Raw genomic sequence first — 25,089 nt, 5'->3', positions numbered from 1 at the left:
AGTCTCAGCCGCAGCGGTAGAGCTGCTCGGACGAGCTCTGCTGCGTGGTTGTGGTTGTGGTTGAGGCGGTGCTGCCGTACTCGCTCGCACTGACGAGGGTGCAGCTGGAGGTCACGTACGACTCCAGGCCGGAGCTGCTCCGGCCGCCACCGCCGCCGCCCATGCCGCCACCACCCATACCGCCGCCCAGCAGGATGTAGTGCAACTTCCCCTGCTGCACCAGCAGTTTGAACCTGTCGAGCGTCATCGCCGGGTCCGAGCCGCTGAAGCCGCCGGTCGCGATGGCCGGCTTGCCCGTCTGCAGGATGATCTGCGCGGCGGAGGTGGCCCGCGAGGTCGCGACCAGCCAGGTGGCGCCGTCCTGGTGCTGTTCCAGGTACGAGATCATCTTGGAGTCGGCACCGCCCATACCGCCGCCGCCCATACCGCCGCGGCCGGCCATGCCGCTGCCACCGGCCATGCCTCCGGTCGGTGCACCGCTCTCACCCGTGGGCGTGCCCTCAGACCTGGTCCCGCCCGGGAAGCCTCCCTCGCCGTCACCGGGAGCCCGCATGCCTTCGGGAGCGGCTCCGCCACCCGGGAAACCACCCCGGCCGCCGCCACCGCCCATACCGCCGGGGCCGCCGCCCATACCGCCCATGCCGCCGCTCGACGGTCCGGCCGTCGGGTTGACGCCCTGCACTCCGCCGTCGCTCATCGGCGCCGCCGCGTACGCCGCGGGCCCGGCCAGCAGCGCGATCAGCGCCGCGCCCGCACCCGCCCCGTACAGCCGGCCCCGCAGCCGCGAGGCCCCGGCCGCCTTCTGGGCCCTGGCCGCGAACAGCGCCGCCACCGCGCCCACCGCGCCGACCAGCACCAGCAGCCACAGCCCGCCGTGGAAGGAGCTGTTGCGCCGCAGCAGCACCACCGCCCACACCGCCGAGGCACCTATGGCCAGCGGCAGTACGGCCGGCGCCCACTTCGGCCGCCGGGCCCGGAAGGCCCGCAGCAGCATCGCGCCGCCCGCACCCGCCGTCCCGGCGATGCCGGGCCCGAGCGCGGTCGTGTAGTACGGGTGGAACCCGCCGCTGCCGAAGCTGAAGACCACCAGGTGGATCACCATCCACCCGCCCCAGACCAGCAGCCCCGCACGCGGGGTGTCCGTCAGCGGCCGCCGGCCGCGCAGCACCAGCCCGGCCGCCAGGACCACCAGGGCGAACGGGATCAGCCAGGAGATCTGCGTCCCCAGGATCGAGTTGGCCATCCGCAGCAGCCCCGGCTCACCGCCGAAGTTGGCGCCGCCCATGCCGGTCGGCGAGTCGGCGCCGAGCACCCGGCCGAGGCCGTTGTAGCCGATCACCAGGTCCCAGACGGTGTTGTCCGAGCTGCTCCCGATGTACGGCCGGTCGGCCGTCGGCACCAGCGCGACGATGCCCATCCACCACCCGCTGGACACCACCAGCGCCGCACCCGCGACCAGCAGGTTGCGTACCCGCCGCCCCACGGACGGCCGAGCGCAGAGCGCGTACGCCAGCACCAGCGCCGGCAGCGCGACGTACCCCTGCAGCATCTTGGTGTTGAACGCGAAGCCGGTGGCTACCGCCGACCACACCAGCGGCATCAGCCGGCCGCTGCGGATGGCCTCCAGGCAGAACCACGCGCTGATCACCATGAACAGCACCAGCACCGGGTCCGGGTTGTTGTCCCGGTTGATCGCCGCACTGATCGGCGTGAGTGCCAGCACCAGGGCCGCGGCCAGCGCGGCCCGGTGGCCGAAGCTGCGGCGTACGGCACTGTAGAGCACGCCGACCGAGGCGACGCCGCTCAGCGCGATCGGCAGCAGCATCGGCAGCGTGCCGAAGCCGAAGACCCGGCAGGACACGACCATCAGCCAGAGCGCCACCGGCGGCTTGTCCACGGTGATGAAGTTACCGGCGTCCAGCGAGCCGTAGAACATCGCCGACCAGCTCTTCGTCCCGCTCAGCACGGCCGCCGAGTAGTACGAGTTGGCCTCGCCGCTGCTGCTGAGGTTCCAGCAGTACAGCACGGTGGCCAGCGCGAGGACGGCCCACATCGAAGGCCGCGCCCAGCGCGGTTCGTTGGGGTGGCCGAGGACCACCCGCAGGTACCAGGGTCGGTTCACCGGGCGGACCGCCGCTTCGACCGCTTCGGGTTGAAGACCCAGACCCGCAGCAGCAGGAAGCGCACCAGCGTGGCCAGCGCATTGGCCGCCACCAGCACGATCAGCTCACCGGAGTGCGCGGCGGACGGTCGCAGCAGGTGCAGCAGCCCGATCGCGCCGCTGCTCAGCGCCAGCCCGATGACGAAGGCGATCCCGCCCTCCACCTGGTGCTTCAGCGCGTCCTGACTGCCGGTCACCCCGAAGGTGAAGCGCCGGTTGGCGGCGGTGTTGGCGACGGCCGTGATGCCCAGCGCCAGTGCGTTGGCGAGCAGCGCCGGCATCAGCTGACGCATCCCCAGGTAGAGCAGCACGTACGCCAGGGTGCTGAGCGTGCCGACCACCGCGAAGCTCGCCAACTGCCAGCCCAGGCCTGGCGGGAGCTGTGCCTGCTGCACCCGCGAGGGCAGATCCGGCCGGGAGCCGGAGAGCGAGCGGCGGGCGACCCGCGCCATGCCCTTGAGGTCGTCGATCACCGTACGGACGATGTCCACCCGGCTGTCCGGGTCGTCCACCCAGTCCACCGGCACCTCGTGGATCCGCAGCCCGGAGCGCTCGGCCAGCAGCAGCAATTCGGTGTCGAAGAACCAGGCGTTGTCCTCGACCTCGCCGAGCAGCTGCTTGACCACGTCGGTCCGGGCGGCCTTGAAACCGCACTGGGCGTCGGAGAACTTGGCGGCCATGGTGGCGCGCAGCAGCACGTTGTAGGTGCGCGAGATGAACTCGCGCTTCGGTCCGCGCACCACCGCCGAGCCGCGGTGCAGCCGGCTGCCGATCGCCAGGTCGCTGTGGCCGGAGAGCAGCGGCGCGACCAGCGGGAGGAAGGCCTCGAGACCGGTGGAGAGGTCGACGTCCATGTACGCGACCACGTCGGCGTCGCTGTCGCCCCAGACCTGGCGCAGCGCCCGGCCGCGGCCCTTGAGGTCCAGGTGCACGGCCTCGACCTGCGGGATCTCGGCGGCCAGCGCGGCGGCCACGGCCCAGGTGCCGTCGATGCTCGCGTTGTCCGCGATGGTGATGCGGTACGGGTAGGGGAAGGTCTCGGAGAGGTACGCGTGCAGTCGGCGCACGCATCGCTCGACCGTGTGTTCCTCGTTGTAGACGGGGACGACCACCTCGACCAGCTTGGTCCGGACTTTCCCGTCTTCGGCAGGGAGGGGGCCGACCATCGTCGTGCCCCGCGTTGCGGGCTGTGTCATGCCAGCGAGATTCACAGTCCTCGATGGGGCCGCGATGATGGAAGCCTGAGAGCGGGCTGAGAACCGGCCCGCTCGCGAATGCTGTTCCGACCACCGGGAGATGGCAGATGTCCGACAAGCAGCTGACCTCCGATGTCGTGATCGTCGGCGCAGGGCCCACCGGGCTCCTGCTGGCCGGCGATCTGGCGACCGCGGGGCTGCGCGTGACGGTGCTCGAGAAGCGCGGCGCCGAGTCCAATCTGACCCGGGCGTTCGCGGTGCACGCTCGTACGCTGGAGCAGCTGGACGCCCGCGGCCTGGCCGACGACCTGATCGCCACCGGTACGGCACTCGGCTCGCTGCGGCTCTTCGGGCAGCTCCAGGTGGAGCTCGGCCGGCTGCCGACCCGGTTCCCCTTCGTGCTGATCACCCCGCAGTCCAACACCGAACGACTGCTCCAGGAGCGCGCGTTGAAGGCCGGGGCGACGATCCTGCGGGGCTCCGAGGTGGTCGCGCTGCGGCAGGACGGCCAGGGCGTCAGCCTGGACGTCCGGGCGGACGGCGCCACCACGACCCACCGGGCGACGTACGCGGTCGGTGCGGACGGCGTACGCAGTGCGGTGCGCGACCTGCTGGGCATCCCGTTCCCGGGGGAGTCGGTGATCAGTTCGGTGCTGCTCGCCGACGTACGGCTGGAGCGCGAGCCGGACGAGGTGCTGACGGTCGCCGCGAACGACGCGGGCTTCGCCTTCATGGTGCCGTTCGGCGACGGCTGGTACCGGGTGATCGCCTGGGACCGCGCGCGTCAGCTCCCGGACAGCGCGCCGGCGAGCCTGGCCGAGATCGTCGACGTCACCCGCACCGTGTTCGGCGAGGACTACGGTCTGCACGACCCGCGGTGGATGTCGCGCTTCCACAGCGACGAGCGGCAGGTGCCGAACTACCGCTCCGGCCGGGTCTTCCTGGCCGGGGACGCGGCGCACTGCCACTCCCCGGCGGGCGGCCAGGGCATGAACACCGGCCTGCAGGACGCCGCCAACCTGGGGTGGAAGCTCGCCGCCGCCGTCCAGGGCTGGGCTCCTGACGCCCTGTTGGACACCTACCAGACGGAGCGTCACCCGGTCGGCAAGGCGGTGCTGCGCAGCTCCGGCGCACTCGTTCGGCTGGCGCTGGCGGGCTCCGCCCCGGCCCGGGCGCTGCGCAGCGCGCTGACCTCGGTGGCCGGCCACCTGGGCCCGGTCACCGAGCACGGCACCCGTATGGTCTCCGGGATCGGCATCGCGTACCCGGCGCCGAAGGACTCGCACCACCTGGTCGGCCGCCGCATTCCCGACCTCCGCCTCGCGGTGGACGTGCCCGGCGGCCCGTCCCGGCTCCACGAGGCGCTGCGCGGCGGGAAGGCCGTGCTGATCAGCAACGACGAGCTGTCGGTGGCCGAGCCGTGGGCGGACCGGCTGGTGACGGCCGCGCCGGCCGACCCGCACGGCAAGCTCCGGGACACCGTGCTGCTGGTCCGCCCGGACGGCTACGCGGCCTGGGCCGCCGTGGACCCGAGCCGCGGCGAGCTGCGCTCGGCGCTGACCCAATGGCTCGGAACCCAGTGACTCGCCCTTCGGCTCAGGGCGCTAGCGAGTCGTGACCTTGTCGTAGTGCCGGGCCGCCTTGGCCCGGTTCCCGCAGACGGCCATCGAGCACCAGCGGCGGCGGCCGTTCTGCGATGTGTCGAAGAAGTGCAGGATGCAGGTCGGGTGGGCGCACGCCTTGATGCGGTGCGCCCCCTGCCGCAGCAGGCCGAGGTAGTCGTCGGCGGCGAGCCAGGCGGCCAGCCACTCGGGGCTGTCCACCTCCACCGTCTCGACCGGACCGGCCTCGGTGAGCTCCCGCCGCAGTCGGCCGTGCCGCAGCACCTCGTTGAGCGCGGCGAGTTCGGCCGGGCGCTGCTCCTCGGCGGCGCGGACCAGCTCACCGATGGCGGAACGCGTGGTGCGTACGGCCTCCAGGCCCGCCGCGTCCGCCGGGCAGCGCTCGGTGAGGCCTGCGGAGGCCAGCCAGATCTCGTATCCTGCGACGTCGGTGAGCAGGTCGTTGACGGGCGTGCCGCGCCAGCGGGTGTTGAGCAGATCGAGCGAGAGCGGTTCGCCGATCAGCGGGCGCGGGTCACGGGGGTCTGGCATGCGATCGAGTCTAACTCCGTTCCACCGGGACCATATTCACTGTATGGAGATTCCCGCATTCTGTTGATGAATCGAAATTCCACACTTGACTGTTTTTTAGCAACCAATTGCTTGGGCATGGCCCTATTCCTGAAAGTTTTCTGGGAAGTTCTGACAAGCGTTTTCGAACCCGGAACGCCCCACACTTTCCGGAGGAGCCCGTGCGACCCCGCTCGCTCGCCCTTGCCTCGGCACTTGCCGTTCTGCCACTGACCGTGGTGTCCCTGGGTGTCACCACCGCACAAGCCGCACCGATCCCCAACGCCTCCGCTTCCCGGGTGGCCCTGCCCAACACCGTGACCCCTGCGGTGGCCCGCTCGCAGAAGGTGGGTGACGTCGCCGCCGCCCAGGACATATCGGTGTCCGTCAGCCTCAAGCTGCGCAACACCGCCGATCTCGACCGCTTCCTCACCGCGGTGAGCAAGCCCGGCTCCCCCGAGTTCGGCCAGTACCTGACCCCGGAGCAGTTCAACGCCCGCTACGGCCCGACCCAGGCCTCGGTGGACCAGGTCCGCTCGTACCTGACCGCCCAGGGCCTGAGCGTCTCGTCCGTCAGCGCCAACCGCCAGGTGGTGAACGCGCACGGCTCCGCCGAGCAGATCGCCAAGGCCTTCGGCACGCACGAGAGCTCGTACGTCGACCCGCAGCAGAACCGCACCTTCTTCTCCAACGACGCCGCCGCCTCGGTGCCGGCCTCGCTGGCCGATGTGGTCCAGGGCGTCTCCGGCCTGAACAACCACACCGTGCGCACCAGCCGGATCGCCAAGCCGAACGCGTCGACCCCCCACGCGACGCCGAGCGGCTTCGGCCCGGCCCAGTACAACGGCGCCTACAACCTCAACAAGGTCGGCACCGACGGCACCGGCGTCACGGTCGCGCTCTGGGAGTTCGACGGCTACAAGTCGGCGAACCTGCAGACCTACGACACCCAGTTCGGCCTCTCGGGCCCGGCCGTCACCACCGTCTCGGTGGACGGCGCCAACTACGACAGCAAGCCGGGCGGCGGCCAGGGCGAGGTCGAGCTGGACAGCGAGATCGTCCGCGGCGTCGCGCCCAAGGCCACCCAGCTGGTCTACGAGGCCCCCAACAGCGACCAGGGCGAGATCGACATGGCCGCCAAGATCGTGGCGGATAACCGGGTCTCGGTCATCTCCATCTCCTGGGGCTCCTGCGAGCCGGACACCACGCCCTCCTCGATGACGGCCGTGGACAACTCCTTCAAGCAGGCCGCCGCCCAGGGCATCAGCATCTTCTCGGCGTCCGGCGACGACGGCTCCCGCGACTGCACCCGCTCGACCAGCGGCTCGTCCGTCAAGGCGGTCGACTTCCCGGCGTCCAGCCCGCACCAGACCGGTGTCGGCGGCACCAACCTCAAGGTCACCACCGGCAACGCCTACTCGTCCGAGAGCGCGTGGAGTACCGCAGGGGGCGGCGTCTCCACCCAGTTCTCCAAGCCGAGCTGGCAGACCGGTACCGGTGTCACCGGCACCATGCGCACCGTCCCGGACGTGTCCTCCAACGCGGACCCGGCCAGCGGCTTCGCGATCTACACCCAGGGCAGCAGCTCGGCCGGCTGGCAGGTCTACGGCGGCACCTCCGCCGCGGCCCCGCTGTGGTCCGGCTACGCCGCCCTCTTCAACCAGAAGGCGAAGGCGGCCGGCAAGGCCGTCCTCGGCGAGGCCAACCCGAAGCTGTACGCGCTGGCCAACGGCACCAGCTACGGCACCACGTTCCACGACGTGACCTCGGGCGCCAACCAGGACTTCTCCACCAAGACCGGCTACGACCAGGTCACCGGCTGGGGCACCCCGGTCGCCGACGCCCTGACCACCGCCCTGCTCGGTGACACCACGCCGCCGCCGTCGGGCGGCTGCACCGCCACCCAGCTGCTGGGCAACGCCGGCTTCGAGACCGGCACCGCCGCTCCGTGGACGGCGTCCTCCGGCGTGATCGACAACGGCACCGGCCAGGCCGCCCACTCGGGCTCCTGGAAGGCCTGGCTGGACGGCTACGGCAGCGCGCACACCGACACCCTGTCCCAGACGGTGAGCATCCCGGCCGGCTGCAAGGCGACCTTCAGCTTCTGGGTGCACATCGACACCGCCGAGACCGGCAGCACCGCGTACGACAAGCTCACCGTCCAGGCGGGCTCGACCACGCTGGCCACGTACTCCAACGTGAACGCCGCCACCGGCTACGTGCAGAAGTCCTTCGACCTGTCGGCCTTCGCCGGCCAGACGGTGACCATCAAGTTCACCGGCGTCGAGGACTCCTCGCTGAAGACCAGCTTCGTGATCGACGACACGGCGCTCAGCATTTCCTGACACACATTCAGTACCGGTGCCGGTACGGGGCGTGCCCCCCGTACCGGCACCTCTGTTTCCACAATGTTTCAATATGCGCCGACCTGCGGAATCTTTGTCGTGACCACTGTCATATGTCCAGCTTGATGACGTAGCCTCTCGACCGTGCGTAGGGTTCCCACTGCTCGGTGACCAGATCCCGGCGCACATGCGCTGGGCTGCTCCCACCGAACTCGCCTGGTGGGGAAGGTATCCGCATGGGCTCACAGCAACCGCAGCACGCCGGTCGGCTCAGGCTCGTCGGCCAGCGCCGTGAAGGCCTGGACGTCGGCTCCGCGCGCGTCCCGGCCCGCGACGACACCGCCCCCGTGGCCGTGCCCGTCCCCGTACCCGCCTCGGCGGGGAGCTTCGCCGAGGCCCTGCACGCCGCGATCGAGGCCAGCGGCCTCAGCCTGGACCGGATCAGAGCCGCCCTGGCGCAACAGGGCGTCAGAGTGAGCATCACCACGCTGAGTTACTGGCGCCGGGGGCGCAGCCAGCCGGAGCGCGCCACCTCCCTGCGCGCCGTCCACCTGCTGGAAGAGCTGCTCGGGCTCCCGCACGCCGCCCTCTCCTCCCTGCTCGGCCCGCCCCGCCCGCGTGGACGCTGGGTGACCCCGGCCGTCTCCGACAGCCTCCGGGTGCAGGACGTCTGGCCCGGCGAGCGCGAGATGTACGACGTCTTCGCCGAGCTGGACGCGCCGCCGAGCGGCGAGCTGGAGCGGCTCAGCATCCACGACGCGTACTTCGTGGACGCCCAGCAGCGCGGCTACATGCTGCGGATGCGCCAGGTCGTCCGGGCCACCGTGAGCGGGGTGGCCCGCTGCCTGGTGGTGCACAAGGCGGACGACGAGGCGACCGGCTGCCCGGAGATCACCTCCGTCCGGCAGGCCCGGCTGGGCAGGGTCCGCCGCCGCCCCGAGATCGGGCTGCTGGTGGCCGAGCTGCTGCTGGACCGGCCGCTGGGGCTGGGTGACAGCACGGTCTTCGAGTACGAGGTGGAGATCCCGCCCGGCGATCCGACCACCAACTACGCGCGGTTCTTCGCGGTGCCGGTGCGCGAGTACGTGCTCCAGGTGCACTTCGACCCGTCCGCCGTGCCGGCGCACTGCGAGCGCTTCGACCGGGAGCCCGGCGAGGAGACCGACAAGCGCCGCCAGCAGCTGTGGATCGGCGCCTCGGCCAGTGCCCATGTGCTCGCGCCGGACCAGGCCCCGGGCCAGGTCGGTATCCGCTGGGAGTGGGAGTAGCTCCGTTCTAACCAGTAAGACATCCCGTAATGGTTGACGCCTCGTTCCTCTAACCCCTACTGTCTTCAGTACCGGTTAGTCGATACCTCACGGGAGCGTCCAGGCATGTCCAGCACCGTCACGGCTCCACTCCAGACCCTGCAGACCGGCCACATCGGTCTCAACGTCACCGATCTCGACCGCTCCACCGCCTTCTACCAGCAGGTCCTCGGCCTCGAGCCGGCCGGCGAGGGCACCGACCCCGAGCGCCGGTACGCCTTCCTGGCCCGCGAGGGCAAGCTGGTGCTGACCCTCTGGCAGCAGAGCACCGGCAGCTTCGCCACCGCGGGGCCCGGGCTCCACCACCTCTCCTTCCAGGTCGAGTCGCTCGCCGAGGTGCAGGCCGCCGAGCGGACCCTGCGCGAGCTGGGCGCCGAGTTCGCCTACGAGGGCGTCGTCCCGCACGGCGAGGGCTCGGCCTCGGGCGGCATCTTCTTCACCGACCCGGACGGCATCCGGCTGGAGATCTACACCCCGAAGGGCGTCGACGAGACCGCCGTCGCGCCCACCGCCGCCGCGCCGACCTGCGGTTTCTTCTAGGCCATGACCACCTACCACCGCGGCGAACGCGCCGTGCAACTGCGCGCGGGCGTACTCGACCGGGCGGACCACGCCGGGCGGTCCATCGGCAGCACCATCCCCGCCGTGGCCGCCCGGTTCCTGGCGGAGCGCCGGACGCTCGTGGTCGGCGCCGCCGACCCGGGCGGCCGGCTCTGGGCCACCCTGCTGAGCGGCGAGCCGGGATTCGTCCGGGCCGCCGACGAGCGCACCCTCGAGGTGGCCGCCCGCCCGGCACCCGGCGACCCGCTCGCGGCCGTACTGAGCGGCCCCGCCGAAGTGGGCACCATCGCGCTCGACCCGGCCGGCCGGCGCCGGATGCGGCTCAACGGCCGCGCCGTGCCGGACGGCCGGGGCGGTCTGGTGATCACCGCCGAGCAGGTGTACGCCAACTGCCCCAAGTACATCCAGCGGCGAAGCCCGCTCGATGCCCCGTCCCCCTCTCCCGAGGTGCGCTCGGAGGGCTCCCGGCTCTCGACCGCCCAGCAGCTGGCCGTCTCGACCGCCGACACCTTCTTCGTCGCTACGGCCGGCCCGGACGGCCGGGTCGACGCCTCGCACCGGGGCGGGAACCCGGGCTTCCTCGCCGTGCTCGGCCCCGACCGGCTGCGCTGGCCCGAGTACGCGGGCAACAGCATGTTCATGACCCTGGGCAATCTGGAACTCAACCCGGCGGCCGGCCTGCTGCTGCCCGACTGGGAGACCGGCTCGGCCCTGCTGCTCTCCGGCCGCGCCCGGGTCGACTGGAGCCTCCCGGAGGGCGGACGCGCGGTGGACTTCACCGTCGAGCGGGTCGTGGAGCTCGCCCATGCGACTCCGCTGACCTGGACCGAGCCCGAGTTCTCCCCCGCCAACCCGCCCGTCCCCGGAGCCGCCCGATGACCCCGCCGCCGAGGCCACCGAGCCTCACCACCGTCCGTTCCACCGCCTTCGCCGTCGCCGCCCTGCTGCTCCTGGTCGCGGTCGGCACGGTGCTGGACGAGCCGCTGCTCATCCCGCCGCTGGCCGCCAGCGCCGCCCTGGTGCACGGCGCACCGGGGCTGCCGCTGGCACAGCCGCGCAGTGTGATCGGCGGTCAGCTGCTCTCGGCGCTCACCGGCTTCGCCGTCCTGACGGCCGTCGGCAGCTCCCCCTGGGCGGCCGCCCTGGCCGGCGGACTGGCGCTGGGCGCGATGACGGCGGCCCGTACGCCGCACTCCCCGGCCGCGGCCACCGCCGTGATCGTGGTGCTGCAGTCACCCGCGGCCGCCCGCTTCCTGCCGCTGCTCGCGCTGGCCACCGCCCTGCTGGTGGCGGTCGGAATCCTGGCCGGCCGGGCCGGGCGTACGGCGGTGCGGTACCCGCAATACTGGTGAGTCGTCGTCAACAACCAGGGGGTAAGCACATGGACCAGGTCATCCTGCAGCCGGTCGGGCAGGTCGTCGGGGGACGGACCGAGCCCGAGGACGACGAGTGGGGTGAGGTCGCCGCCGTCATCCGGCTGGACGAGTCGCAGTTCACCACGGACGCGATCTCCGGACTGGAGGGCTACTCCCACCTGGAGGTGGTCTTCCACTTCCACCGGGTCGCCGTGGAGAAGATCGAGACCGGCAACCGGCACCCGCGCAACAACGAGCAGCTGCCGCTGACCGGCATCTTCGCCCAGCGCGGAAAGAACCGGCCCAACCGGATCGGAGTATCCCGCTGCCGTCTGGTGAAGACCGACGGACTGGACGTCCACGTGCTCGGGCTGGACGCGATCGACGGCACTCCGGTGCTCGACATCAAGCCCTACCTGGTGGAGTTCGGTCCGCGCGGAGAGGTCCGACAGCCGGGCTGGGCCACCGATCTGATGCAGCGCTACTACTAAGTCATATTTTGTTACGAACTTTCTGATATTTCGCCAGGCCACGGTGGAACAGATCCCCTCTGCTGAAGGACCCGAGGAGAGGCAGGGATGGACCGTGCTGATGGAGTTCACCGAGATAGAGCCGGACGACGACTGCATCTGCGGCGGTTGCACGGCCCGCCGCAGAGCCCGGCTGCACGCGGCGCGGCAGGAGGACGGCGGCCACCCGGCGGCACGGGGCGCCCGGCGCGCCGCCGTCCTGGTCGCGGCCGTCGGCACGGTGCTCGGCGGGGCGGCGGGCGCGACCGCCGCCCCGACACCGAAGCCCGGGGGCACCAACGCCGCGAGCGACACCCCACAGGGGGAGGTCAGCAGCCTGTACGGAGACGGCTCGGCCGCCCCGGTCCAGCGCTCGGCCGCCGCCACCACCCGCGCCGAGATCATGGCCCGCGCCCAGAGCTGGGTGGACCAGCACGTGCCGTACAGCATGAGCAGCCACTGGTCGGACGGCTACCGCCAGGACTGCTCGGGCTTCGTCTCGATGGCCTGGGGGCTGGGCAGCAGCCAGACCACCTGGACCCTGCCCGCCTTCGCCGACCGAATAGTCCGAAGCGAGCTCGAGCCCGGCGACATCCTGGTCTTCAACAACCCGGACAACCCGGAGGGCGGCTCCCACGCCGTGCTCTTCGGCGGCTGGACGGACTCCTCGCAGACCCGCTATGTCGCGTTCGAGCAGACCAGGCCCGCCACCATGAAGCGGATCACCCCGTACGCGTACTGGAACCACTCGGACTCGTACGTGGCGTACCGCTACCGGGGGCTGTCGAGCGCCGACGCGTTCTTCCCCGGTGCCGACAAGTTCGGGCCGGGGGCGCGCAACGAGTTCGTCAGGCAGCTCGGCGAGCTGCTGGTCCGGCGTGGCGGCGGCCGGTTCTACTCCGAAGGGCCAGACCCGAGTTGGGGCGACGCGGACCGACGGGCGACGGAGGCGTTCCAGCTCGCACAGGGCTGGCGCGGCAGCGAAGCCGACGGCCTCCCGGGGAAGGACACCTGGGACTTCCTGGTCAACGGCAAGGGCAAGGACATCCCGGCGCCCACCGCCAAGCCCGCGCCGCCGGCCGGCCCACCGGCGTTCCCCGGCGCCGACAGCTTCGGCTCCGGGCGGTCCAACGACGCCATCAGGCAGCTCGGCGAACAGCTGGTCAGGAAGGGCTACGGCCGCCACTACTCCGAGGGCCCCAACCCGACCTGGAGCGAGAGCGACCGCCGCAACGTCGAGGACTTCCAGCTCGCCCAGGGCTGGCGCGGCAGCGAGGCCGACGGCTACCCGGGCCCCCACACCTGGAGGCTCCTCTTCGGCTGAGGCCGAGCTTTCCCCGAAGCGCAACCATGCAGTGCCTCAGGGGCGCGGGGAACTGCGCGAGAAACCCTGCACCTCCGTAGAGGGCTGGTCGCGCAGTTCTCCCCCAGCCTTCGGCCGGGAGGTGCCCCCACGCGCCCCTGGGATGCCCAATTCCTATCGGTGCACCATCTGATCAGCCGTGCGCGCGGATCCACGCGTGCATGGCGATGGCGGCCGCCGCCCCCGCGTTGATCGAGCGGGTGGAGCCGAACTGGGCGATCGAGCAGACGGCGGTGGAGTGCCCCCAGGCCTCCTCCGTGAGCCCGGGACCCTCCTGCCCGAAGAGCAGGACGCACCGCTCGGGCAGCTCGAAGGTCTCGATCGGGACCGCGCCCGGCAGGTTGTCTATCCCGATGATCGGCAGGCCGCGCTCGGCCGCGAACGCGGCCAGGGTGGCCACGCTCTCGTGGTGCCGCACGTGCTGGTACCGGTCGGTGACCATCGCGCCGCGCCGGTTCCAGCGGCGGCGGCCGACGATGTGCACCTCCCCGGCCAGGAAGGCGTTGGCGGTGCGCACCACGGAGCCGATGTTGAAGTCGTGCTGCCAGTTCTCCACCGCGACGTGGAAGCCGTGCCGCCGGGTGTCCAGGTCGGCGACGATCGCCTCGCGGGTCCAGTAGCGGTACCGGTCGGTGACGTTGCGGCGGTCGCCCTGCGCGAGCAGCTCGGGGTCGTACTGAGGCCCGGCCGGCCAGGGCTCGGGGTGCGGGCCGACGCCGACCTCCCGGTCGTCCGGCACGAAGGCGTCGTCGTACTGCTCGCCCTCATGGGCCCGACCGATGTCACGTCCGCTGCTGCTCACGCTCCCGAGGGTACGGGGCGGCGCGGGCGGACCGCCTTCTCGAGGTCGCCGATCGCCGCCATCAGCAGCCGGGCACCGGCCCGGGCCACCTCGACGCGGTCGTCCCGCGGCAGCCCGGCGAGCCGGACCTCCCAGCGCTGGTGCGCCTCCCGCAGCCCGGAGAAGTCCACCGGCTGCCCGATCAGCAGGGCCGCCGCGGCGATGGCGGTGGCGTACCGCAGCTCCTCGGCGAACTCCACCGCGCCCGGCACCGGAGGGGAGTCCTCGGCCGGCAGATGAGCCTCCATCAGGACGGCGCTGCGTCCGAGCAGGCCGATCGCGGCACGGGCCCGGTCGATGTGTTTGCGGGACAGCTCGGGCAGCTGCGCCGAGTGCCGGACGGGCTCCTGGTCGGCCCGCTCCATCGCCTGCAGCAGCTCGGAGCGGGCCTCCCGGGAGTCGAGCAGCGCGGTGCGGACCTCGCGGGCCCCCTGCCCGGAAGGGTCCCCGAAGACCGTCAGCACGGCGGCCGCGTAACGCCCGGCGGCGGCCAGCCACTCGGCGAGCCGCTCGGCCAGCCGGGCGGTCTGCCAGGTGGGGAAGAGCGCATACGCGAGCAGCGCGACGGTCCCGCCCAGCAGGGTCAGCCCGACGCGCTCCACGGCGGTCTGCACCGGATCGCCCGACTGCAGGCCGAGCAGGAAGACCACGTACGAGGAGACGCAGGCCGTCATCACCGCGTACCCGGTGCGCAGCGTCAGGTAGGCGCCGCCGATGAAGACCACGGCCAGGGCGGCGGAGAGCCACTGGCCGGGGTCGAACAGCTGGACCACGGCGGTGCTGACCGCGACGCCGACCACCGTCCCGGCGAGGCGGGCGACACCGCGGCTGTAGGTCTGGGCGAAGTCCGGCCGCATCACCATCGCGGCGGTCAGCGGTGCCCAGTAGCCGTGGTGCAGCCCGGCCAGCCGGGCGACGAGATAGGAGACGGTGACGACGCCGGACAGCCGTACGGCGTGCTGGAAGACCGCCGAGTGGGGCTGGAGCTGTTGCCGGACTGCCTGCCAGGCGACCGGGACCACGCGGAACAGCGGGGGCCGGGCCAGGCCCTGGCCGACGACCGGACTGCTGACGGTGTCCTGGTCGCTCTTCTCGAGGGTGTCGGTGGCCCGGCGGAGCAGGGTGGTGAGCCGCCGGGCCGAGCGTCGGGCCGCGCCGGTGAGCGCCGGGCCGTCCTCCCTCGGCACCAGCGTGAGGGCCGGGGTGGACCTCGGCGCCCTGAGCGGATCGCCGGTCCGGACGGCACGGGCCACGGCGTCCATCGCCTCGGCGGCGGCGCCGAGAATCTCCCGGGCCCGGTCGCGTTCGGGGCCCTCGGCGGCGGCGCCGACCTTGGGATCGGCGAGGGCGGCCAGGGTCGGGCGGATCCGCTCGGCGATGCCGCGCAGGCCGCGCAGCTCGGGCGGGCGGCGCCTGGCCTGCCAGGGCGTCAGGGCGGCCGCGTGCCGGGCGACGATGAACGGCGCCGGGTCGACGTGCGCGGTCGGATCCTGGCGCAGCCGGCGGGCGTAGTGGGCGAGTTCGGCATAGGTGTCGGCGAGTGCGTCGCGCTGCGCCCGCCAGCTCTCGATCGGCCAGAGGGTGACGACCAGGGCCTGGACGGCGCCGCCGAGCGCGCAGATCAGACCGTGGCCGAGCGCGGTCGGCACGCTGACCGGCAGTTGGACGACGACCAGCATCACCGCGACCGTGGTGGCCGCCACCACCCCGCCGGTCGGCCCGATCGACCAGAGCATCCCGGCGCCGAAGGCCCAGACGGCGAGCAGGACGGGGAAGGCCCCCGGCACCCCGACGGCCAGGTAGCCGAGGAAGGTGCTGACGCCCAGTCCGATCCCGGCCGCGAGGGCCAGTGAGACGCGGGGGCGGAAGCTGCGCTGGAAGGTGGCGGTGCCGGCGATGAAGGCGCCCATCGCGGCCGAGGTGGCGAGCGAGGGTCCGGCGAGCGCGAGCGTGGGGAAGACCACCAGCGCCGCGGCGACCGCGCCGCGCAGGGCCCGCTTCGGGCTGCTGAGGGTCCGGTCGAGGGTCAGTCCGGTCCGTGCGGTGTCGCGCAGAGCCGCAGACCAGGACATACGTCGCAGTCTAGGGCGCCTGGCGGCCGATGAGGGCCGGCCACAGGGGCGTGCGGACCTGCGCGAGATCGGAAGGCAACGACCTGTGCCCTACCGCTTCGCGCAGTTCCCCGCGCCCCTGTCGTCGGCCCGCCGCCCCACGAGATCACTGACCCTGCGTCCCAGCCACAGCAGCGCGCCCGTCGGCAGGAACACCGCGTCCGCCGCGATCATCGCGAGCGAGAAGAACGGCAGCCCGAGCAGGACGGCGATGCTCAGGTGCTCGGCCACCAGCAGCGCCAGCAGCACGTTCTTCAGCCGGCGGTTGACCAGGGTGAAGGGGAACGCGACCTGCAGTATCACCGTGCCGTACGAGAGCAGGAAGACCAGCAGCAAGCTGGAGCCGATCAGCCCGGAGAGCCAGGGCCAGGGCGTGAAGTAGTCCAGGTGCAGCGGGTAGTGCAGCGCCGTGCCGTCCTGCCAGCGCGAGCCCTGCACCTTGTACCAGCCGGCCGTGGAGTAGATCAGCACCACCTGGGCGGCGATCACCAGCATCGCGCAGTTGTGCAGCATGTTCGCCAGCGCGTCCAGCACGGCCCGCAGCTCACCGTCCGGGCGCCACCGGTTGACGGCGTACCAGGCCGCGGCGGTCAGCCAGACCAGCCAGAGCAGGCCGGGCGGGCCGGCCGCCAGGGCGACCCCGAGCAGGACCCAAAGCCAGACGGTCCCCTCCCGGCCGCGGCGGGCGTCCAGCGACCAGACCCGGGCGCAGCGGGTGAGGACGAGGTAGATCGCCATCAGGTGGACGACATTGTCGCCGCCGTCGCCGACGAAGACGTTGCGGTTCTGCAGCGACAGCACCGTGACCATGAAGAGCGCACCGCTGGCCCTGGTCCGCCAGCCGAGCATCAGCAGCACCGCCGACACGATGGCCAGGTGGTACACCAGCTCGAACCAGAGCCGCCCGTGGTGCCAGGAGAGCACCGTGAAGGCGTGGTTCTCCGCGAGCAGCCGGGCCGCCAGCTGGTCGGACCACGGCGAGCGGTCGCCGTAGAGCACCCGCCGGTTGGGCCACTCGCGCAGCAGGAAGGCGGCCCAGGCCAGGCCGAAGCCGATCCGCACCACCGCTGCCTGGTAGGGGCCGAAGGCCCGTCCGGTGAAGGCGTCGAAGGCCCGCTGGAGACGGTTCGGCGTCCACTCGGCCTGCTCGGGTGCGGGGCCCGCCGGCTGGCGAGGGATGGCCGGGAGCAGCCGGCGACCGGTCTCCTGAGGCGTGCTCACCCGAGCCCCTCGTGGTCCGAGTCGTCCACCGGCCACCAGGGCAGCTCCCGGTACTGCACCTCGGTCGAGACCTGCTCCTGGCTCCAGCGCGGCGGAGCGACCTCGGCCGTCCCCGCCCGGAGCTGGATCTGCAGGATCCGCTCGCCGTCGGCCGTCCGCCCGAAGCGCTGCAGCGCGACCCGCTTGAGGTACTCCTCGGCGAGCTTGCCGCGCATGCCGGACGTGACGGTGCCGTCCTGGGCGGAGTGCGTGGAGTCGTAGAAGTCCCAGGCGCGGCGCAGCAGGTTCTGGTCCACGTGGCTGGGTGCCGGGTTCCCCCGGATCGCGGCGATGTCCTGCGCGGTCAGCCCGAGCCAGTCACGGGTGTGCACCTGGCCGTCGGGGGAGATGGTCTGCACCCGGGCGTCCACGGTGATGTTCTGCTGCAGCGGGTTGGGCGCGAACAGCTTCCAGTTCTGCTCGAACTCCGGGTAGACCACCTGGTCGACTTCCGACCGGTACCGCTGGGAGACCGCGTTGGACGGCGCGACGTGCAGGAAGAGCGCCGCCAGGAAGAGCCCGGTGCCGCCCAGCAGCAGCGCCCCGGCCGAGCCGAGCACGGTCAGCGCGGGAGTGGACCAGGTACGCACGGCGGTCTCCTCCCTCGGCGTGGCGGTGTGCCCGGTCATCCTGCCGTACCGGGCACACCCGCGAGGGGGAATCAGAGAACGAAGGCGTCCCGGCCGTCGCTGCTCACCATCGGCCGGCCGGCCGCCTCCCAGGCGAACATGCCGCCGTCCACGTTGACCGCCTCGCGGCCCTGCGCCACCAGGTACTGGACGACCTGCGCCGAGCGGCCGCCGACCCGGCAGAGCACGTACAGCTTCTCGTCCGGGAGCTCACCCATCCGGGCGATCACCTCGCCGATCGGGATGTGCAGCGCGCCGTCCACGTGCCCGGCGTCCCACTCGTCCTGCTCGCGGACGTCGAGCAGCGGGGCGTCGGCCGGGATCGAGGCGGCGTCGGTGGTGGGCAGCTGGGCGAACATCGTCTGGGTCTCCTGGGATTCGGGGCGGTCCCCACCATTGTCGTCGGTCAGCAGCCGTTCCAGCTCGCGCTGCCGCTCGGCGGCCTTGCCGAGCAGCTGCTCGGCCAGCTCCTCCAGCAGCCGGTCCGGCTCCTGCGGGGCGAGCCGCAGGAGCTCACCCATCGCGGTGTTCTCCAGCCGGACCTGTTCGGTGGCCAGCTGCCCGATCTTGCCGGTCAGCCACTCCAGGCGCTGGCGCAGCCAGGCGTGCCGGTCCGGGGCGTCCGGCGCGGGGGCGGCCTCGGGCGCGGTGGACCACTCCTCGGCCAGCTCCTCCAGGCTCTTGGTGTCGCCGTGCGCGTACGCCTCGTTGACCCGGGCGATGAACACCGAGCGGCGCTGCTGCTCGGCCGGGTCGGTGCTCAGGTCGGGGTGCGCGCGGCGGGCCAGGTCGCGGTAGATCCGCTGTGCCTCCTTGCCGGGGCGGACCCGGCGCGGGGGCTCGGGCTCCGAGGACTCCGACGGCATGCTGTCGAAGAGCGCGTCCAGGTCGGGCATGTCGTCCACCCGGCGGCGCGCCTCGGCGGCGGTGCGGATGTCCTCCGGGTGCCCGGTGCGGGCCGCGAGGGCCTCCGCGACGAGGGCGTCCAGCTCGTCCAGCCGGGCGTAGAGCGGGCCGAGCAGCTGGTGGTGGATCAGCGCGAAGTTGTCGATCTCGACCCGCAGGGTCTCGACATCGACCTCCAGCGTCAGCCAGGCGAGCTCGGCCGCGGCCACCTGCTCCTCCAGCCACAGCCGCTCGGGGTCGGTCCACGGGGTGGGGCTCTCTGCGCTCACCTGCTCGCCTTCATCCGGTACGGCTGTACGGCCTGCCACCCTACCCGGGTGCCGAGGGGTGAAACTGCTCGTCCGAACGGATGAACCAGGGGTACCGTCGAGCGCACGCAGAGTGACACGCAACTGATACTTACGAATCTCATCGATTCGCTATCAGTCCCGGCCCTCACCGTGCTTCGCTGGAAGACGCACAGCAGACCGCACCGCACACATGCCTGAGTACCGCACAGGTGCGGGGCGACGGACAGATAGGACACCCAGGAGCGGCCGGACACAAGGGAGCCACGGCGGCCAGGCGGGAGCAGACCGAATCCATGGTGGACCAGCCCAACTCCACAGCGAACAACTCGCCGGACGACCACCCCTCAGGAGTGGTCGCCCTGTTGCGCCTCGCCGCCGTCCTGATCGACCCGGACGGCCGGATCGCCCAGTGGAACCGGGCGGCCGAGGAGCTCTTCGGCCACCGCGCCGAGGTGGCCTGCGGCCGTACGGCCTCCGGGCTTCTCCCCGCCATCGAACCGCGCCCGGAGACGGCCGGCCCACGCCCGGCCGGCGGCGGCCGCCGCTGCGACGCCCTCGACACCCTGGACGACCTCACCCAGCTCGACCGGACCCCGTGGGCCGGCTCGATGGCCGTCACCGACCGCGAGGACCGGCTGCGCGACATGCTGTGGTGGGCCTACCCGCTCACCGAGCCCGTCGGGCGCAGCCTGCTCGTGCTGGCCGCCGACGCCCGGCCGCTGCGCTCCGCGGGCCCCCGGATCGCGCTGGGCGAGCGGCTGCTCCCGTACGCGGCGGCGCCCGCCTCGCAGGGCGGCTTCCACCGGGTGGCCGCCGCCTTCACCCCGGCCGGCCCGGCCGGGGCCGCCGCCCTCGCCCCGCTGCTGCCCAAAGGCTCGGACGAGCGCCAGCAGCGCCTGCTCGGGCAGCTCGCCGAGGCGGGGCTGCCCGCACTGTGGGTGGACGCAGCCACCAGGCTGCCGGTGCTGCCGTACGAGCAGACAGGGTCCGGGGTGGCCCGGATCGCGGCCGGTCTCGGCCGCCGCTACCCGACCGCGCAGCAGCGGGCGGTGCAGCCCAGAGCCGTCCGGCGGCCGCCCGAGGCGAGCCGGCCGGGGTCCGGGCCGAGCGCGATCGGGCTCCAGGTCCTGCCCGCCGCCGACGGCGTGGACGGCCCGAAGGCACCCGGCGCCGTCCCGGGCCCGCGCGAGGCCGCCTCCTCCCGGGGCGGCAACCCGCCCGCAACTCCGACCGGAAGCACCCGCCCGACCCCGGGAGGCCCCACCATCGAGTCCGCTGCCAACGGTCACGTCCCCGTCCGCGCCGCCGAGGTCCCCGCCCAGCCCGCCTCGCCCTCCCCCGCCGTCGAGGTGCTGACCAGCAGTCAGGCCGGCGAGCAGCTGGCCCTGCTGAGCGACGTCGGCAGCAGCGTCGGCACCACCCTCGACCTGGACACCACCGCGCGCGAGCTGTGCCAGGTGCTCGTCCCCCGGGTCGCCGACTTCGCCTGCGTGGACCTGCTGGACGGGCTGATCTCCGACTCCGAGCTGCCGGTGGGCCGCCCGCACGACGCGACCATGCTCCGCCGGGTGGCCCGTTCGTTCAACGCCTCCTCGGGCAGCTGGGACCACGTCCTGGAGGAGGGATCGCTGCTGGCGATGCCCCGCTCCACCCCGCCCGGGCTGGCGCTGCAGGAGAACCAGCCGGTGCTCGTGCCCGTGATCAGCCCGGACGTCGCGGTGGACTACGCGGCCTCACTGGGCGGCCCGAACCTCGTCCCGGTGGTGGTCGGCCGCTCGATGCTGGTGCTGCCGCTGTCGGCCCGGGGCACCGTCCTCGGCATCCTCAAGCTGCTGCGGCTTCCCGACCGGGCACCCTTCGACAAGAGCGACGCCGCCACCCTGCGCGAGCTGGCCGCCCGCGCGGCGCTGTCGCTGGACAACGCCAGGCTGCACCGGGCCGAGTCCAAGGTCGCCACGACCCTGCAGCGCTCCATGATCCCGACCCGCCCGCCGAAGATCCCCGGCGTGCAGATCGCCCACCGGTACATGCCGGGCGACCGCCGCGCCGAGGTCGGCGGCGACTGGTTCGACGCCATCCAGCTCCCCGGCAGCCGGGTCGCCCTGGTGGTCGGCGACGTGATGGGCCACGGCCTGCACTCGGCCGCCGCGATGGGCCGCTTCCGTACCGCGATGCAGACCCTCGCCGCCCTGGACCTGCCCCCTGGCCAGCTGCTGCGCCACCTGGACAACCTGGCCCACAAGCTCGGCGACGACCACCTGGCGACCTGCCTCTACGCGGTCTACGACCCGATCAACCGCACCTGCGAGCTGGCCAGCGCCGGCCATGTGCCGCCGGTGCTGGTGCATCCGGACGGCACGGGCGAACTGCTGGAGATCCCGGCCGGCGCGCCGATCGGGGTCGGCGGCGTCCCGTTCGTCGCCAAGAAGATCGACGTCTCCGACGGCTCCATGCTGGTGCTCTGCACCGACGGTCTGGTCGAGGTCCGGGGCGGGGACATAGGAGCAGGCCTGGCCGCGCTGTGCGGCAACCTGATCGACCCCAAGCAGACCCCGGAGGAGGCCTGCGACGTCGTGCTCGACCGGCTCCACTCGGACGACCGGCAGGACGACATCGCCCTGCTGGTGGCCCGCTTCGACGGCGTCGCGCCGACCGAGGTGGCCACCTGGGAGCTGGCGGTCGCCACCGCCGAGGTCCGGCGGGCCCGCGCGCTGGTGCGCGAGCAGCTCGCGGCCTGGCAGCTGACGGCGCTCACGGACACCGTCGAGCTGCTGGTCAGCGAGCTGGTGACGAACGCCGTCCGGGTCGCCAGGGACCACGTCCAGCTACAGCTGATCCGGGTGGACAAGCTGCTGGTCGAGGTCAGCGACGACAACCACAACCTGCCCTCGCTGGAGCCCTCCGAGGAGCTGGACGAGGACGGGCGCGGTCTCAATCTCGTGAGCAAGCTCGCCGAGCGCTGGGGCACCGCCCGCAAGGCCGTCGGCAAGGTGGTCTGGTTCGAGATGGGCCTGCCCCGGAGCTGACTTCGGGACCTGAGCCAGTTGCACTGTCAGGGGCGCGGGGAACTGCGCGAGATCGGAAGGTGACGGCCTGCTGCCTCCGGCTTCGCGCAGCTCCTCGCGCCCCTGTTGTGGTTGCTCGGTTGCGAAAGCTACCGGCGCTACGGCGTGACCGCGCCGGCCGTCCGGCGGCGGGCCTCGGTCGCGACCGAGGTCGCTGCGCCGACCCCGGCCAGCACCCGTGGCCAGAGGTCGCCGAAGACCTCCACCGAGACGGCGATCAGCACCGCGAACAGCAGCGCGACCACATGCTCCAGGCCCGCCAGGTTCGGCAGCACGACCGCCTCGACGACCATCACCACCGCCACCGTTCCCCCCGTCCACCACGCCCGGCAGCGGAAGGCGATGCAGACCGCCAGCGCCACCACGGCGGCCGACGGCCCGGTGTCCCGGACGTACCCGACCCAGCTCGGGAAGCCGAAGAGGTGGTCGGGACCGATCGCGACACCGATCCGGGCGAACAGCGTCCCGGCCAGGGTGCAGACGTACGCGACCACCAGCGTCAGCCGCTTGCCGAGCACGATCTCGGCGACCCCGAAAACCACGAAGACCTGGGCCAGCGCGCCCCAGACCGGCAGGTCGAGAGCCGGCACGTAGAGCGAGAGCGGCGTCCGCAGCAGCGAGACGTCGAGCGGGAGCGAGGCCCTGACCACCCCGATGTGGGTGACGAAGCGCTCTCCGCCGGGGAGGTGCTGGACGATGCTGAACAGCAGGATCAGGAGCGTCGCCGTCGTCGCCAGTGGAACGGCCGCGAAGCGCTTGCGCGCGACGTGCTCCCGGACGGTTGCGAACAATGCCCCCCACTCGGCGACAGCGGCCCTCCTGGCGTAGGCCAGCGTCCCCTCTCGCGCGCCCCCCGCGTGGGTCATCTGCTTCACGACTGACGCTCCCCGTTCGCTCCCTCTTGGAAACTACGCCCGTGCGCTCATGATTCCGCGAGGCACTACATCCACAGTAGGCATCGGCTAAACACAATGCCTCAGCTTCAATGCCGAATCGCGGATCATCCTGAAGGGGGAGAGAGAACCCCGGATACCCCCCGCTCGTCCGAAGACACTCCTCCGTACGAGTCGGGCGATTTGTCACCCAAATGGGTATTCGGGCAGGTCAACCGGGTTATTCCGAAACCCGGTCGGCTGCCCTCCGCCCCCCGGCGGAGGGACTACCCCTTCCCACTGCGTTCCGCCACCGGCAGCCTGGACGCGTCCGCCGAAGCGGTGGCCCGAACGTGTCGGCGACGGAACAGAGCGGGGAGACTCGGCGCGGTGATGAATCCCTCGGCACGCGCGCTCGCGATGCCGATCCGGGGAATCTCACTGCTCTTCTCGAACAGCAGATAACGCGGCTCCCAGATCGGGCGATACTTCGCATTGGCCCGATAGAGGGATTCGATCTGCCACCAGCGGGAGAAGAAACCGAGCACGGAACGCCACAGGCGAAGGACGGGGCCCGCCCCGAGCTTCGAACCGCGCTCGAAAACCGAGCGGAACATCGCGAAGTTCAGCGAGACCCGTTCCAGCTCGACCTCCTTCGCGCGCTGCAGCAGCTCGATCACCATGAATTCCATCAGGCCGTTCTCGGTGTCCCGGGCCCGGCGCATCAGGTCGAGCGAAAGGCCGGTGGCACCCCACGGCACGAAACTCAGCAGCGCCTTGAGCTCACCGTCCCCGTCGTGGCACTCGAGCATCACGCAGCGGCCGTCGTCCGGATCGCCCAGCCGGCCCAGCGCCATCGAGAAGCCGCGTTCCGTCGCGCCGTCCCGCCAGTGGTCCGCCTTGGTGACCAGCTCGCCCATCTCGCACTCGGGGATGTCCTCGTGCCGGCGGATCCGCACCGTGTACCCGGCCCGCTTCACCCGGTTGTACGCCTGGCGGACCACCCGCATGGCCCGGCCCTCCAGCGAGAACTCGTCCAGCTCGACGATCGCCTCGTCACCCAGCTCCAGGGCGTCCAGGCCGTGCCGGGCGTAGATCACCCCTGCCTCCTCCGAGGCGCCCATCACGGCCGGCACCCAGGCGTGCTCCCTGGCCTCCGCCAGCCAGCAGTCGATCGCACCCGGCCAGGCCTCCGGGTCCCCGATCGGGTCTCCCGAGGCCAGCGACACCCCGCCGAGCACCCGGTACGCCACCGCCGCCTTGCCGCTCGGCGAGAAGATGACGGCCTTGTCCCGGCGCAGCGCGAAGTACCCGAGTGAATCCCGCCGGCCCTGGCGGTCCAGCAGCTCCCGGAGCCTGGTCTCGTCCGCCGGCGTCAGCAGCTCCTGCCCGCGCGGACTGCGGAAGGCCACGTACAGCACCAGCAGGAAGAGCACCGCACCCATGGCGTTGATGACCGCGTTGACCCAGGTCGGGACGGCGATCACGTCGATGACGTGCTCGCTCGGCTGGACGGTGACCATACGGGCGATGGCGTAGAGGAAGCGGTCGCCGAAGTTCGCGCCCCCGATGGTGTTGGTCGCGCCGACCAGCGTCGCGCCGATCCCGCCGCCGACGGCCAGGCCGATGAGACCGGCGGCCACCGCCGTCTTCGGGTTGGAGGGGTCGCCCTTGGAGGTGAACTCCCGGCGGCCGACCAGCAGTGCCAGCAGGAACAGACCGGTCAGGATGACCGAGAACAAGTTGAAGCCGTGCCGGACGAAGTTGTCGCCCTTCAGGACCACGTAGCCCACGAACGTCAGCCCGCTCAGCCCCAGGTTGAAGATCCACGCTGCCCGCTTGCGCCGCCGCATCGCCACCGCCAGGACCAGCGAGAGCAACGCCGAGGTCAGACCGGCGGTCAGCAGATAGGGGGTGAAGTACTCGCCCTCGTTGTGGGTCTGCACCTGGTCGCGGAACGGCACCGCCAGTACCGCCACCAGGTTGAGCAGCGCGAGCAGCCGGAGGTACCAGACGGTCGCCGAAGCGGCCCGCGGCCGCCAGCGCGCGAGCGCACTCGCAGCGGCACCGGGGCGCTCGGCGGGAACGGCAGAGGGCTCCGGCTTCTCAGTGGAGGACACAGCTCAATTCCAAACGATCAGATGTGG

General features: G+C 72.1%; 19 protein-coding genes. 9 read left to right on the top strand and 10 right to left on the bottom strand.

What is annotated here, in order from left to right; genetic code table 11:
- Positions 1-4: 4 nt before the first annotated feature.
- Both FB465_RS18530 and FB465_RS18525 read right to left on the bottom strand, forming a co-directional pair.
- Complete coding sequence (locus tag FB465_RS18530; RefSeq protein ID WP_246192714.1) at positions 5-2,122, bottom strand: ArnT family glycosyltransferase; 2,118 nt, start codon at positions 2,120-2,122, stop codon at positions 5-7.
- Positions 2,119-3,357, bottom strand: coding sequence for a bifunctional glycosyltransferase family 2/GtrA family protein (locus tag FB465_RS18525; RefSeq protein ID WP_145792054.1), 1,239 nt, complete (start codon positions 3,355-3,357; stop codon positions 2,119-2,121). The genes FB465_RS18530 and FB465_RS18525 overlap by 4 nt, the downstream gene beginning before the upstream one ends.
- A 107-nt stretch (positions 3,358-3,464) precedes the next feature.
- On the opposite strand from FB465_RS18525, the gene FB465_RS18520 reads away from it, so the two are divergent.
- Entirely contained in the window at positions 3,465-4,940 is a 1,476-nt protein-coding gene (locus FB465_RS18520; RefSeq protein ID WP_145792052.1) for an FAD-dependent monooxygenase, read from the top strand.
- Between the two features lie 21 nt (positions 4,941-4,961).
- Here the strand turns inward: FB465_RS18520 and FB465_RS18515 are convergent, their stop codons facing one another.
- Positions 4,962-5,510 carry a CGNR zinc finger domain-containing protein gene (locus FB465_RS18515; protein ID WP_145792050.1) on the bottom strand — a complete coding sequence of 183 codons (549 nt, stop codon included), beginning with the start codon at positions 5,508-5,510 and terminating at the stop codon, positions 4,962-4,964.
- A 200-nt stretch (positions 5,511-5,710) separates the two neighbouring features.
- On the opposite strand from FB465_RS18515, the gene FB465_RS18510 reads away from it, so the two are divergent.
- From FB465_RS18510 to FB465_RS18480, 7 genes are all read left to right on the top strand, one after another.
- Complete coding sequence (locus tag FB465_RS18510) at positions 5,711-7,873, top strand: protease pro-enzyme activation domain-containing protein (RefSeq protein ID WP_145792049.1); 2,163 nt, start codon at positions 5,711-5,713, stop codon at positions 7,871-7,873.
- 236 nt (positions 7,874-8,109) lie between these two features.
- Entirely contained in the window at positions 8,110-9,141 is a 1,032-nt protein-coding gene (locus tag FB465_RS18505) for a hypothetical protein (RefSeq protein ID WP_145792047.1), read from the top strand.
- 105 nt (positions 9,142-9,246) lie between these two features.
- Positions 9,247-9,720, top strand: coding sequence for a VOC family protein (locus FB465_RS18500; protein ID WP_145792045.1), 474 nt, complete (start codon positions 9,247-9,249; stop codon positions 9,718-9,720).
- Positions 9,721-9,723: 3 nt separating this feature from the next.
- Positions 9,724-10,620: a pyridoxamine 5'-phosphate oxidase family protein gene (locus tag FB465_RS18495; protein WP_145792043.1), complete on the top strand. Its 897-nt coding sequence runs from the start codon at positions 9,724-9,726 to the stop codon at positions 10,618-10,620.
- The gene (locus tag FB465_RS18490; protein ID WP_145792041.1) at positions 10,617-11,093 is read left to right on the top strand and encodes an HPP family protein; all 477 of its coding nucleotides are present in this window, start codon (positions 10,617-10,619) and stop codon (positions 11,091-11,093) included. Before FB465_RS18495 ends, FB465_RS18490 begins: the two co-directional genes overlap by 4 nt.
- 29 nt (positions 11,094-11,122) lie before the next feature.
- Positions 11,123-11,587, top strand: coding sequence for an SAM-dependent methyltransferase (locus FB465_RS18485; protein ID WP_145792039.1), 465 nt, complete (start codon positions 11,123-11,125; stop codon positions 11,585-11,587).
- A gap of 100 nt (positions 11,588-11,687) precedes the next feature.
- Positions 11,688-12,929, top strand: coding sequence for a peptidoglycan-binding protein (locus tag FB465_RS18480; RefSeq protein WP_145792037.1), 1,242 nt, complete (start codon positions 11,688-11,690; stop codon positions 12,927-12,929).
- Positions 12,930-13,101: 172 nt separating this feature from the next.
- Here FB465_RS18480 and FB465_RS18475 read toward each other — a convergent pair whose 3' ends face one another.
- From FB465_RS18475 to FB465_RS36325, 5 genes are all read right to left on the bottom strand, one after another.
- On the bottom strand, positions 13,102-13,770 hold the full coding sequence (locus FB465_RS18475) for a TrmH family RNA methyltransferase (protein ID WP_425461188.1): 669 nt from the start codon (positions 13,768-13,770) through the stop codon (positions 13,102-13,104).
- The gene (locus FB465_RS18470; RefSeq protein ID WP_145792035.1) at positions 13,767-15,881 is read right to left on the bottom strand and encodes an FUSC family protein; all 2,115 of its coding nucleotides are present in this window, start codon (positions 15,879-15,881) and stop codon (positions 13,767-13,769) included. The genes FB465_RS18475 and FB465_RS18470 overlap by 4 nt, the downstream gene beginning before the upstream one ends.
- A 90-nt stretch (positions 15,882-15,971) precedes the next feature.
- The gene (locus FB465_RS18465) at positions 15,972-17,141 is read right to left on the bottom strand and encodes an HTTM domain-containing protein (protein ID WP_145792033.1); all 1,170 of its coding nucleotides are present in this window, start codon (positions 17,139-17,141) and stop codon (positions 15,972-15,974) included.
- Entirely contained in the window at positions 17,138-17,770 is a 633-nt protein-coding gene (locus FB465_RS18460; protein ID WP_145792032.1) for a DUF5819 family protein, read from the bottom strand. Before FB465_RS18460 ends, FB465_RS18465 begins: the two co-directional genes overlap by 4 nt.
- Before the next feature lie 71 nt (positions 17,771-17,841).
- On the bottom strand, positions 17,842-18,984 hold the full coding sequence (locus tag FB465_RS36325; protein ID WP_211785815.1) for a rhodanese-like domain-containing protein: 1,143 nt from the start codon (positions 18,982-18,984) through the stop codon (positions 17,842-17,844).
- A gap of 314 nt (positions 18,985-19,298) precedes the next feature.
- Between FB465_RS36325 and FB465_RS18450 the strand changes: the two genes are divergently transcribed.
- The gene (locus tag FB465_RS18450; protein ID WP_145792028.1) at positions 19,299-22,031 is read left to right on the top strand and encodes an ATP-binding SpoIIE family protein phosphatase; all 2,733 of its coding nucleotides are present in this window, start codon (positions 19,299-19,301) and stop codon (positions 22,029-22,031) included.
- Between the two features lie 137 nt (positions 22,032-22,168).
- On the opposite strand, the gene FB465_RS35885 is transcribed toward FB465_RS18450, so the two are convergent.
- Together FB465_RS35885 and FB465_RS18440 are read right to left on the bottom strand one after the other, a co-directional pair.
- Positions 22,169-22,936, bottom strand: coding sequence for a hypothetical protein (locus FB465_RS35885; protein ID WP_211785985.1), 768 nt, complete (start codon positions 22,934-22,936; stop codon positions 22,169-22,171).
- Between the two features lie 293 nt (positions 22,937-23,229).
- A complete protein-coding gene (locus FB465_RS18440; protein WP_145792027.1) occupies positions 23,230-25,062 on the bottom strand; it encodes a phosphatidylglycerol lysyltransferase domain-containing protein in 1,833 nt (610 codons plus the stop codon).
- Positions 25,063-25,089 lie beyond the last annotated feature (27 nt).

Origin of the sequence: Kitasatospora atroaurantiaca, assembly GCF_007828955.1 — a bacterium.
In the GTDB taxonomy this organism is placed as follows: domain Bacteria; phylum Actinomycetota; class Actinomycetes; order Streptomycetales; family Streptomycetaceae; genus Kitasatospora; species Kitasatospora atroaurantiaca.
The sequence above is the reverse complement of the archived record's forward strand: the minus strand, read 5'-3'. Positions and strand labels throughout refer to the sequence as shown.